This window comes from Halobacteriovorax sp. RT-2-3 (genome assembly GCF_047085075.1).
GTDB lineage: Bacteria > Bdellovibrionota > Bacteriovoracia > Bacteriovoracales > Bacteriovoracaceae > Halobacteriovorax_A.
The window spans coordinates 244,535-257,429 of the sequence record NZ_JBKIYF010000002.1 but is presented as its reverse complement, the minus strand read 5'-3'; the positions used below and the strand labels follow the sequence as shown (position 1 = coordinate 257,429).

Sequence of the window (12,895 nt, the reverse complement as noted above, 5' to 3'; positions counted from 1 at the left end):
TAAGTGTCACTAAAATTTATCGGAATTCTTAACTTTTTATTAAGTTATCATGACTTCAATAGTCTATTTACTATCTGTGTAAGTACTTAAAAATTGGTTGAAGATGCTTTTAGTAGAAATATGTAAGTGATAAAAATAGTTTGCGATGGCCACTAAATAGAAATTAATGGCCAACAGAGTAATTTATAGAAAATTTTCTAGGAATGTATCTTTTGCTTTTAAAAAGTGAGGATATTTCTCATCTTTAGCAATTGCTTTCTTTAAATATTTAAGAGTGCACTCATTTGTACTACACTTAAGTTTTGACTCTTTGATTAATGAGTTTAGGTAATCTTCGACAGGACGAATGTGACATTTACTTTCTTGTGAATACTCCTGGCCAAGAAAAATGTAATCACGAATAAATGCGTACTTCTTAGGAGAAACTTTTTTTAAGTGTGATGGATTTAAACGGTAAGCAGCGATACTTTCGGCCGCATCTTCACTTGGATTTGTTTGACCGTATAAAGAAACCATTTCGTTACGATTGTATCTCCATCCCATTGGATGGTCGATCCAACCTGACATATCCCACCAAAATGAGGAATAGTTTAGGTTATAGAAATAAGCGAGGTTATGGCCAAGCTCATGAAAAAGGCTGTAAGCCTTTCCATCTTCATCAAGTTCTCTATCCCATGGAGCATAAAGTTCAATAGAAGCATTTGCAAAGATCATCCCATGAGTACCGTATCCTATATCTTCTTTTATATGACGAACTAATCGTTTGCTGCTCCATAATTTGGGAAGGTGAAGAGGCAGTAGGTTAACACCTTTAATAATGGCATCCATTTGTTCTAGATCAAGAAGTGCTGCATCTTTATTTGCGTAAGGAGAAGTGTTGAGTCCATATTTAAAAAGTAGAAAGATGGACTTTTCAATAAGTTCATCACTTTCAAATAGCTCTTTAAGTTTACAGCTTTTAGATTGGCACTTACTTGCTGCTAATATCTTGTCTTTAAAATCTTCTTTAGATCTTAATCCATCGTAAACATAGTTTTTAACTAGGAGAGAGTATGCCTCATCTAGTTTAGTTGTTAAGTATGGTTTTGCAAATTGAGAGATCTGCCAATTCGTTGGAATCTTTGTACTACATTTTGCACTATTTACTGTATCAAAGCTTGCGGCATATTCGCTTAAAGCTAGTGTTTGGATTGATAGGGCAATGAATAATAAATACTTAACTAGGGAATTTTGCATAGGTCTTTATGACAAAAATCCCCATTCATCTCAATTGAAATAGAAGAAATCGCAAAAATTATACGCTCTAACGTCTTGTAAAGATGAAACCTAGAGCAATAAATGGAAGAATCATACAATAATAAGAGTTTGTAACGACTTCCCATGGAGATATCTTAAAAGTAACTCCAAGTAGTAGTGCCTGGGCGCCATAAGGAAGTAGCCCTTGAACCACACAGCTAAAAATATCAATTAAAGATGCGCTTCTTTTTGGGGAAATATCACCTTGTATAGCAAGCCTTCTTGCAATAGGTCCAACGATGATAATCGATACAGTGTTATTAGCAACACATATATTTGTAAGTGCAGATAAAAGCCCAATTCCAATTTGGTCTGCCGCTTTTTTATTTATATGGGCAAGTTTAGAAATTAGTTTTTGAATCTTTCCAGAAATGTAGTCAAGGCCGCCCTCTGATCTAATAAACTCACTTAGACCGCCAATTAGAAGAGAGAGAAGAAAGATCTCTTGCATACTACTGAAGCCTCGATATGTAAGTCCGATAATAGTTGAAAAATCAAAACCATTGAAAAGAGCAACGATTCCAGCAAGAATAATCCCGCCAGATAAAACGACAAATACATTTACTCCTAAGATGGCCAGGAGAAGGATGAATATATATGGAATTCCCAAATAGAGATTTGTTGGTTTATCAATCGTGACATTTGGTGCAGAGATTAGAAAGAAGTAGAGAATGATAGCTATAAGTGCCGCAAATGAAGCAATCTTAAAGTTCTCTTGAAACTTATCTCGCATATTACAACCTTGGGTTCTTGTGGCCGCAATCGTTGTGTCTGAAATAACTGAAAGGTTATCCCCAAACATTGCACCAGACATTACTGCACCTGCTAGGATACCAAGGTTGATATCTGTTTTGGTCGCCATTGAAAGAGCTATTGGACCAATTGCACCGATTGTACCCATTGATGTACCCATGGCAGTTGAAACTAGCGCTGAAATAACGAAAACACCTGGAAGAATGAGAGTGTTAGGAATTATTGATAGGCCTAAGTTAACAATTGCATCAACTCCACCTGTCTCCGTCGCAATTGTAGAAAATGCTCCAGCAAGAAGGTAAATTAGGCACATTGTAATAATATCCGGATGCCCAATTCCTTTTACAAACTTTGAAACATTATTATTAAGCGTATCCTTAGTAATAAAAAATGCAAGAAAGATTGCTGGGAGAATGGCAATTGGTGCAGGTACTTGATAAAAAGCATGTTTAACACCTTTCATTTGAAAGTAAATACCAGTTCCTAAGTAAATAACAACAAAAAGTAGAAGTGGAAGTAGAGATATTTTTTGCTTAATATGTGACATAGAAGTACCTTCAATACAGTTTTTTTTTATGTATTATACTCCATTATCATAAGCCAATAAATTGCGTCTAGAGAAATGACTTTATAATATCCTTACGTGTAACAATTCCCACAAGCTTATTATCTTTTATAACTGGAACACGTTTAATATGTTTCTCTATCATGAACTGTACATAGCCTTCTAGGTCAGTATCTTCTGTTAGTGACTTAACATTTCTACTCATGACATCGCCAACTCTTATTTCTTTTATTTGCTCGTACGATTTTTCAAGCTGAGTAAAATTTAAATTCTGACCAAAGGCCTGTTTGAGTTTGGCCATGGCATGAGGGACTTCAACTTCTTTTCCAACAAAGTCTGATTCAGTGATAATTCCAACGACATCTCCATCGTCATTGAGAACGGGTAATGCACTTATTTTTTTATCGCACATTAGCTTTGCCGCATCCCTGATTGATTTATTCTCTGTGATAGTAATTGGTGTTTTTGTCATGATGTTTTTAATGTCCATATTTTCCTCGTTTTTGTAACAAGGGTTATAACGGACGTTTAGAGAGATGTGTTGAGTTATCATTTTGTTAAAGTAAATCAAAGAAATTTAACTTTAAAATAATTAACTAATTTGTCGATAGGTAGGTATTGGTTTTTATACGTTATTTTGTGTTGGATCCGTTACGGGCCCAATTAAAGGGGAGTTTGTTATCAATAAAGAATCGAAATCGACTAATGAAGTCGAATCAACTATCAACAAGAATGTTTTCTTTTCTTCTGCCTTCTTTATTCTCTTAATCACTGCAATCGGCTCAATTTGGCCTGGTCACTTAAGTCAGTTTTTTAAAGGAATTCAAGCTTGGCTAATTGCTAAGACAAGTTGGGTTTATGTTTTATCAATGGGAATCATTTTATTTACTTCACTTTGGCTTATGGTCAGCCGCCTTGGTGACATTAAGTTAGGACCTGATCATTCTGAGCCTGGTTATACAAACCTTTCTTGGTTTGCCATGCTCTTTTCTGCAGGAATGGGAATTGGATTGCTCTTTTTTGGAGTGGCCGAACCTATTATGCACTTCTCTTCACCTCCTGTAGGGGAAGCTCAAACAATTGAGAGTGCACGTGAAGCAATGAAGATTACCTTCTTTCACTGGGGCCTTCATGCTTGGGGTGTTTATGCTCTTTTAGCAGTTTGTCTTGCTTACTTTTGTTATCGAAAGAATCTCCCTCTTCTTCCTCGCTCTGCTTTTTATCCAATACTAGGCGACAAAGTACATGGTGTTGCAGGTGATGTCGTGGATACATTTGCCGTTATTGGAACGATGTTTGGTGTTGCGACTTCCTTGGGTTTTGGTGTTGCTCAAGTCAATGCAGGTCTTCACTATTTAATTGGCATTCCTCAATCGGAAACAATCCAAGTCATTCTCATCGCGATTATTACAGGGATGGCGACAATTTCAGTTGTTCTTGGATTAGACGGAGGAATTAAGAAATTATCTAATATCAATCTTGTTGTCGCAGTCATTTTACTTGTTGCGGTTATGGCATTAGGTGATACAGTACACTTATTTCAGCAGTATGTTCAAAATACAGGATCATATCTTTCAGATATTATCTATAAAACTTTTAATCTTTATGCTTATGAAAAGAAAGAAAAGTGGATTGGTGGTTGGACACTTCTATATTGGGGATGGTGGATTTCATGGTCACCATTTGTAGGAATGTTTATTGCACGTATCTCAAGAGGACGCACGATTCGAGAATTTATGATTGGAGTTCTCTTTGTACCGGCCGGTTTTACATTTCTTTGGATGACGGTTTTTGGAAACTCTGCAATTAGTATTGCCTTAAAAGATACGAGTGGAAAATTTGTCGAAGCGGTTAATGGTAATGTTCCAGTCGCACTATTTCGCTTCTTTGAATATTTTCCTTTTTCTGCGGCACTCTCTGTCTTAGGAGTTCTTCTCGTTGTGACTTTCTTTGTGAGCTCTTCTGACTCTGGTTCTTTAGTTATTGATACACTTGCTTCTGGTGGTCAAGAAGAGCCACCGGTTTGGCAAAGAATTTTTTGGGCGGTTACAGAAGGTGTTGTTGCAGCAATTCTCCTTCACTCTGGTGGTTTGGATGCGCTACAGACGATGACTATTGCCTCCGCCTTTCCGATGATCATTCTCTTAATGATAGCAATTTATTGTTTGGTGAAATCGTTAAGAGCTGATTTACTCTTGATGAAACAAGTTCAAAATCACACCACGACTATTCAATATGAGCAGTCCAATACAACATGGCAGGAAAGACTCGATTCTCTACTTAGCCATCCAAAGTTTAAAGAAGCTGATAAGTTTTTAAATGAAGTAGTTGAACCTGGCTTAGTTGAGCTTCAGGAAGAATTTAAAAAGAGAGGACTTGATGCTAGATTAAATACTAACAAAAAGGATTCTATCTCTTTAGTTATTCACAATGAAGAAGTGGAAGACTTTAAGTATGAGGTATTTCTTCGCTCATTTGAAGTTCCTGAGTATGCACCCGATGAAGAGCATGAAAAGTACTATCGTGCTGAGGTCTTTCTACTAAGTGGTGGGCAGGAATATGATGTTTTTGGTTACACGAAGAATCAAATTGTTGCCGATGCGGTAACTCAATACGAGAAGCATTTTCACTTTCTTCACCTTTCAAACTCAGAGCTCGTTTAATGAAGATAGGTCATGCTGACTCTAAAATTTGGCAAATAATATTAGCTATTTACTAATTTATACGCCTTTTCCTACTAAATTATTGTTCTTTTTAAAGATGTATTAAAATTAACCGATAAGAAAAGTAGGGGAAGGTGTAACTTTGAGTTCAGAATTTCGTTCGCTATTAAGAAATATTTTTGGTGCAGGTGTAATCGCTGCAGTTGTTTCTTATTTTAGCTTCCTGGCCCCCGAATCAGGAACTTCTCCTGAAGATAAAATGCTATCTAAGTCTAGTGATGCTCAGGAGAATATAGCAGAGTTTGAAAGAGACGAAGCTGGCCGCTCTAAGCGTCGACCTTCTTCTTACGAAGAAGAGATCAGTCGCCAATTTCCAACAAGAAAAAGAAAGGAAGAATCATCACGAGTTTCAGTAGGTGGCAAGGTTGTAAGAGATCCTGCTTACGAGGCCCAGCAACTTGAAGGCTCTGGCCACGAAGAAAATTATGGTGGCCCAAGTGGGAGTGGAAGTATTTCTGCTGGAGGAGGCTCAGCTTATATTGGCTCTTCTGATAGTGGTGGAGATGCTGGAAGCCTAGTAGGAGAGAGTTCTTCTTCAAATAATTTCTCGTCAGATAGTGGTAGCAGCGCAAGTGATGGCCCTAGTACTTCAGGCTCAATTGCCTCAATCTCTAATAATGATTTAGGTGTTAAGACAGGCGCTTCAAGCTCAACGAATGATGATAATGATAACACTAGTAGCTCATCTTCTTCTAGTTCAAGTGGAAGTAGTAGTTCAAATGATCCAGTTATCACTCCTGTAACTTGTTCTGTGGATCGTGCAGAAGGTATGTATTCAACAACAATCAATGTCACTATTACTTGTAGTGAGTTTTCTAAAATTTCATATTGTTTACAAACTGGTGGGGGATTTTGTGACCCTGTCTCATCTCCAACAATTTACTCTGGGCCGATTGCTGTTGGTTCAGTAGATGGAGAATATGGCCTATCGTTCTTTGCAGAGTCGATGAGCACGACAAGCTCAACAGAGGTGGCCGAGTTTACATATACTATTGATTCAACTCCGCCAGACTTATTGGTAACTTTCCCAAAAGTTTATGCTCAAACAACTGCTAATGCCCTCCCTAATTATACTCAGTCGGGTGATTTTGGTAAGGCCAATTACTACTATCATCAAATCAATTTTAAAGGGACAAACCCAGGAGCAGGGGGACTAAATTGGACCTGTGATCAAATTTATCATGACTACGGTACTTCTGGCTTTTCATCAATCGCGACAAATGTCGATGTCTCATCTCTTAATCCTGCTACTGAGCAGATTGATCAATTGATCGGCATTGGTGATTTTGCTACTGGTGATAATTATATTGCAACAGTTTTGGAAGATCGAAATTTAGGGATTATCTCATGTCAGGTGCAAAATGTTGTGATTCGTGATTTCAATATTGCTGCATTCACGGCAACTGGAGCAACTCCTGTTATTTCTGGTATTCGCACAACTTATGGAAGCTTTGTCGGTTATGGCCATTTCCAAGCTACTCCAAATACTTCTAATTCAGGTCAGTTAAGTAATGACCAAGGAATCACCTCAAATAAACAAGGTCTTTATACTGTAACTCATCAGTAGATTAATTAATAAGTTACTCATTTTATTGGCGGCTTTCTTAAGGCTGTGAAGATTCTTCCTCTCTAAGTCATTAAATTTCTTTCATTTAATCAATTGATCTAAAATGTCGATATGCCACTGTATTAACAGAGGAAGTTAGTTGTACGTTAGTAGAAATTTAACATTCTTTTTATTTATTTTCTTAAGTCTATTCTTAAGTCATAGCGTAATTGCATCCACAACTAAGCTCGGCTACTCAGGCCGACTAGTTCTAGCAAACGGAACACCAGTAACAGGAACTCCTAATTTAAAATTTGATCTCTATTACTCTGGCTCTACTGGAGTAAGTAGGGGAACTGAGACAATCAACGCCGTTGCTCTTTCCAATGGTATTTACACTGTCGAGTTAGACTTTGCTGGCATTGCTGGGGTGATTGATGGTATCCCTTCAGGAGAATCTTTAGTCATACAAGTAACAGACATAACTGATGTTGGTAATCCTGTTGTTTATGATTTTCAAAATGTACTAGCAACTCCAATTTCGGTATATGCTAATCATGCTGCTCTTTCGAATAATTTAGTTATCGCAGCTACTTGCTCTCCTGGTCAGGTGGTTTCAGTAAACGCATCAAATGAACTTGAGTGCGTGGACCAAACGGCCGCTGTCGCTGTTGATTCAACGCTTGTTAACAATGCGGGAGTGATAGGATTACCAAGCCTTGTGACTGATAATACAACTTACTATTCTGTTGTTGTGGATGCGCAGGGACGTGTGAAGAGTGGTAATACAACACCGCCTTCAACAACGGCAAATGATATTCAGGACAATTTAATTGTTGATGCTGATATCAATACAAACGCTGGAATTTCTTGGACAAAGATCGATAAGACTGGAGCAACTCCTGGTGATGTAGGCTTAACTATTAATAGTGCAGGACCTCTAGGGACAACTACTGCTGTTGCAACAGAGAATGTTGTTAAGAGTTATGTTGATGCAACGGCCACAGCTATTGCAGATGCGAAAGTTATTAATGATATGAGTGGTGTGCAGACAACAATTGCACCTTCAGTTGATTCAGTAAAAAATTATGTAACGGCCCAAACTAGTGCTATTACATCATCTCAATGGACGGATTCAGGACTCGATATTTACTTTAATACTGGACATGTTGGTATTGGAACAAATTCTCCAACAGGACCGCTGCATGTTGTTGGAACAGCAAATGATGTTAATACAATGCGCTTTGGTGCCACCGACGCAGATGTGGCCGCTATTACAGATTATGCGAATATGGCAGGCCTTCTCATAGCCTCTGAGGGAATTTCAAATAGCTATCACAGTTTTAGAATTGTAAGTGATATTGATGGAGCAGATATTGAAAGTCTTGCTGTAACAAATGCTGGGCGAGTTGGTGTCGGTGTTCTTAATCCAACAGAGAAGTTAGAAGTTGCAGGTAATGTGAAGGGGACAGGGCTTTGTATTGGAGCTGACTGTCGAACTTCTTGGCCAACAGGAAATGCTGGAACTGTGACGTCAGTAACTGGAGGAGCTGGTCTTACTGGTGGAACAATCACTTCTTCTGGAACTCTTGCGGTTGATGTTGGGACAACGAATGGCAAGATTGCTCAGGTTGGAGTAGGTGATAAGTTAGCTGATTCAATTATCAATTATAACCCGGCCCTTGATGTTGCCTTAACTGGTTATACAACGGGCGCCGCTTCAAGTATTGCTGCTACCGATACAATTTTGCAAGCCTTTGGTAAAATTCAAGGACAACTCGATGCTCACGCATCCTCGATTGCGGGATCTGTAACATCGGTTACAGGTGGGACAGGACTTACTGGTGGAACAATCACTTCTACTGGAACGCTTGCGGTTGATGTAGGGACAACAAATGGAAAGATTGCTCAAGTTGGTGCAGGTGATAAGTTAGCAGATTCAATTATAAATTATAACCCTGCCATTGATGTTGCTCTTACTGGATACACGACAGGGGCTGCCTCAAGTGTTGTAGCGACAGATACAGTGTTAGAAGCTTTTGGAAAAATTCAGGCACAACTTAACTCACAAGCTACTTCCATTGCTGCAAACTCATCTTTAGTTATTAATTCAATGGCCGGAACGGAGACGACTCAGGCACCTTCAGTAGACTCAGTAAAGAATTACGTTGATGCTCGTGCGAGCCAGTGGACAACGTTAGCAAGTGATATTTATTATTCAACAGGCATGGTGGGAATTGGAACAGCTTCTCCACGCACGAAATTACATGTAACAGATACACTGATAAATAATGCAAATGTCGATGAGTCGGGACTTTATTCTCAGACTGTTCATTCGATTGATACGAATGGAGCTTACTCTTCTCGTGGAGCTTATGTTATTAATACAACTCAAATTGATTCCGGCATTACATCTTCAGGTATGCAAGTTGGGCAATTAACTCAGGCCCTAAGAAACGCAGGTGTAAGCGGAGATAATGGAACTTTAGCTGTGCAAACAGCATCTAATGTAGCTTATGGACATCATAGCTTTGATGGTACAGCTAATCCGATTACTACTGATGCATACGGGATCAAGGTAACAAATTATAATCGTTCAGGTACTGTGACAAATGCCTATGATCTTCATATTGGAAATAATAGTGGAGCAGGTGGAACAATTACAAATCGATTTGGGCTTTATCAAGTCGGTGCAACTTATAAGAACTACTTTCAAGGAAGTGTGGGAATTGGGACTAATTCTCCAACAACAGCATTAGAGGTTAATGGAATTGTTTCAGCAAATAATATTGGCTTAAGTCTTCCAGCATCAAACTCTCTTGATAGCAATGCACTACCTGCTGGTCTATATCGTACAAATACTTCAACGACTGGATCGCCAACTCCGGGAGAAAGTGGTGCGACCCTTAATATGCAAAGTGGTGTTGCAAGTGGTGCTGTTGCTCAGCTTCACATAAAGGCAAATAATACAGAAGATCCTCGTGCCTTTATTCGTCACAGTGATAACACTGGAGACTTTAAAGATTGGCAAGAAATTGTAACAGCAGATGCCACAGGTAATGTTGGAATTGGAACAACTGCAACGCAGAAGCTAACTGTTGATGGAAGTATCAATGTGACGGCCACTAATGATATTTGTATTGATGGTAGTGGTTGTTTATCAAGTGTCGTTGCTGCAAGTGGTGAACAAAATACGGCCTCAAGTGCTGGTGGTACATCAATTTATAAAACAAAAACTGGAACAGATTTAGTCTTTAAAGGTCTAACAAGTTCAAGTGATATTACACTTACGGAAAATGCCAATGATGTTGGCCTTGCTATCAATACAGCAAATGGAGCAAATGAACTCTTAAGATTAGATGCAAGTGGGCGTGTGCCAGCTTCTAATGTCATGGGCACTCCTCTTACTGGTTATACTGTAGGGACAAATTCAGTGCTTGCTCCAACTGATTCAATTGTAGATGCTTATGGAAAGCTCCAAGCACAACTGAATGCTCAATTTACTTCTATTACTGGCCTTGACACTGATGATGTGGCCGAAGCTGGTAACTTATATTTTACGGATGTGCGTGCTCAAACTGCGGCCGTTGTTAACTCAACTGCAGGTAGTGAAACAACTCAGGCTCCGTCAGTGAGTGCTGTTAAAAATTATGTGGATGCAAGAGCAACTCAATGGTCGACTTCGGGAAGTCATATTTACTATAATTCTGGAAGTGTTGGAATTGGAACTGCATCACCGATTGATAAATTTGAAGTGAATGGAAATATGACTTTAAAAGGTGGATACCTTACTTTACAAAGACCCGTAACCACTGGTAGTTGGGCCCGTGGTATGCACTATACACCAGACGGAAGTGTTGATTCTACTAGTAATGGGCTTGCAGGTTTTGGGCTACTAGGAAGTGCAACAACTCAACAGAAACTTTATATGACATTTGGAACTGCTCCTTGGAATAGTACAACTGGTATAATTGTTGAAAACACTGGGCGAGTAGGTATCGGGACGAATACTCCTCAAGGTCAAATTCATACATTCGGAACAGAGCCTATCTTCTTTGACCGCGTTTCAGGTAATCCTTCTCACTTACTCCTACGTGGAGCTAAGGGGACTATTGGTGCAGAGACAGCTCCATTAGAGAATCATGAAGTGGGACGAATATCTTTTACTGGATTTGATGGCACAAGTTGGGCGACAACTGCGCTGGCCGGAATTTCAGGGCGAGCATCAGAAGACTGGAGCCCGACGACTAGAGGGACTGATCTCGATTTTAAAACTGTAACGAACGGTTCTCTATCAGAGCAAACAAGAATGATCATCGCAAATGATGGTAAGGTTGGTATCGGTTCATCTGAGCCTATTTCAAAACTTACGGTACGTGGAGCTGATGATGTCACTAATGGGCCAACACTAACTCTTGCTGGAGATGTAAGTAATCAATTTGAAGGCGGTCGTATTCGTTTTGCTGAGCCTAATAATACATTCCAAGGTGGATATATTCACTATGATGGAACGGGGCCAGACTATCTTCATATTGGTGTTCATGATACGGCCGACCTATTAACATCAAGTGATGTAAATGCTATCAGCATTAGTCGCCAAACGGCGAATGTTGGGATTGGGACAAGTACTCCATCATCGCGCCTACACGTTTATGAAAATGGTAAACACTATCATGTTAATCGTAAGATTGATGGTTACTCACAAACTGAAAACTCGACTGGTGTAAATTATATTCTTCTTCACCGTGCCTATGATGGAGCTCTCTTAGACGAGCACTATGTAAATGGTGAAATTAATTTAAGGCGAGGTGGAACGGCTGCATGGAATCGAAAAGTTTCAGCACAAGTTAATACGGCCTGTGCTTATGATAGCTGTCGAGGAAATATTATCAACTATGGTGAATACACTTATCTTGCTTATGTTACTTATAGTGGCGTGAAGTATGTTGCTCTTGCTATTCCAGATAACTCGACGATGTATAACGCAACTTTTACTGGTTATGCATATAATGCTACAGGAGTAGAGCAATTAAGACTTGTCTATGATACAGATGTCACAAACGTTACAACATTTTCACAAAACGCTATACATACTAATGCAATAAATGTTGCTGCCGGAAATATATCAACGGCTTCTGATTATGCTCTTGGATATAATCTAACTTCAACAACTGATAAGTATGCAATCTACCCACATCTCTTGGGACAACAGTCGAAAACCGGATTAGGGCCATCTCTTCCATATGATAATGCTATGAGTATTGAGTCTGATGCTCAGATAACTTTTGTTGAAACAGATGCAGATAAAGTTTCTGGTTATATGGATCTAAATACCAATACATTCATTTGGGATGGAAGTGTTGGGATTGGAATGACGGCCCCTGCAAATGCTCTTCATGTCACTGGAGCGATCGGTGCAACTGGTTGGGTTGGTGCAGGTTGTGAAGGAGCTTGTGATAGTGGGAATAATGGATACGCCATTAATTATGCAGATGGACGAATCGCAACTTTTGCAGGTACTGGATCGGTATGCTCTAAAGCTGGTGGATCTGCAACTTTCTCATGTTCATCAGATAGAAGACTTAAGCACGACATTGAAGATTTTAATGGTGGGATTGAAACGATTATGAAGCTTCGTCCACGCACTTATGTTTGGAATGCGGATGAAAGCGAAAAAATAAATTACGGATTTATTGCACAGGAAGTTCAAGAGGCAATTCCTCATGCGGTAACTGTTGATACACAAAGAAAGGATGGAGACTATCTAACTCTTAATCAAGGAGAGTTTACTCCGTACATTATCAATGCTCTTCAAGATCTGAATCATATGATTGAGGACAATAAGAAGATGTTTAATTTCATGAGTAGTGGAATTGAAACAAAAGTAGATGAAAATAGTCGAGAAATCGCAAGCCTTAAAGAAGAAAATGCTGAAATTAAGGCCGAAAATAAAATGCTTAAAGACTATTTATGTTCAAAAGACCCTGAAGCGCCTTTCTGTAGACAATAATT

Annotated in this window: 6 protein-coding genes and 1 pseudogene; 3 read left to right on the top strand and 4 right to left on the bottom strand. The window is 39.0% G+C overall.

The window, feature by feature from the left end; genetic code table 11:
- Window positions 1-183 precede the first annotated feature (183 nt).
- From ACMAYX_RS07020 to ACMAYX_RS07005, 4 genes and pseudogenes are all read right to left on the bottom strand, one after another.
- Window positions 184-1,236, bottom strand: coding sequence for a hypothetical protein (locus ACMAYX_RS07020; RefSeq protein WP_412471857.1), 1,053 nt, complete (start codon window positions 1,234-1,236; stop codon window positions 184-186).
- Between the two features lie 67 nt (window positions 1,237-1,303).
- A complete protein-coding gene (locus ACMAYX_RS07015; protein ID WP_103218164.1) occupies window positions 1,304-2,596 on the bottom strand; it encodes a Na+/H+ antiporter NhaC family protein in 1,293 nt (430 codons plus the stop codon).
- 67 nt (window positions 2,597-2,663) lie between these two features.
- The gene (locus tag ACMAYX_RS07010) at window positions 2,664-2,963 is read right to left on the bottom strand and encodes a CBS domain-containing protein (RefSeq protein WP_370446913.1); all 300 of its coding nucleotides are present in this window, start codon (window positions 2,961-2,963) and stop codon (window positions 2,664-2,666) included.
- A 39-nt stretch (window positions 2,964-3,002) separates the two neighbouring features.
- Window positions 3,003-3,086: pseudogene (locus ACMAYX_RS07005) on the bottom strand (phosphoribulokinase); the annotation flags it as partial.
- 208 nt (window positions 3,087-3,294) lie between these two features.
- Between ACMAYX_RS07005 and ACMAYX_RS07000 the strand changes: the two are divergent.
- The 3 genes from ACMAYX_RS07000 (at window position 3,295) to ACMAYX_RS06990 (ending at window position 12,893) form a co-directional block, all read left to right on the top strand.
- Window positions 3,295-5,277: a BCCT family transporter gene (locus ACMAYX_RS07000; protein WP_392993651.1), complete on the top strand. Its 1,983-nt coding sequence runs from the start codon at window positions 3,295-3,297 to the stop codon at window positions 5,275-5,277.
- 142 nt (window positions 5,278-5,419) lie between these two features.
- Window positions 5,420-6,904: a hypothetical protein gene (locus tag ACMAYX_RS06995; protein WP_412471858.1), complete on the top strand. Its 1,485-nt coding sequence runs from the start codon at window positions 5,420-5,422 to the stop codon at window positions 6,902-6,904.
- Between the two features lie 139 nt (window positions 6,905-7,043).
- Window positions 7,044-12,893, top strand: a complete 5,850-nt coding sequence (locus ACMAYX_RS06990) for a tail fiber domain-containing protein (RefSeq protein WP_412471859.1) — start codon at window positions 7,044-7,046, stop codon at window positions 12,891-12,893.
- The last annotated feature ends 2 nt before the right edge of the window (window positions 12,894-12,895 follow it).

Excerpts from the sequence above, each read along its gene's own strand:
- ACMAYX_RS07020 (WP_412471857.1), bottom strand. The coding sequence starts at position 1,236 with ATGCAAAATTCCCTAGTTAAGTATTTATTATTCATTGCCCTATCAATC.
- ACMAYX_RS07015 (WP_103218164.1), bottom strand. The coding sequence starts at position 2,596 with ATGTCACATATTAAGCAAAAAATATCTCTACTTCCACTTCTACTTTTT.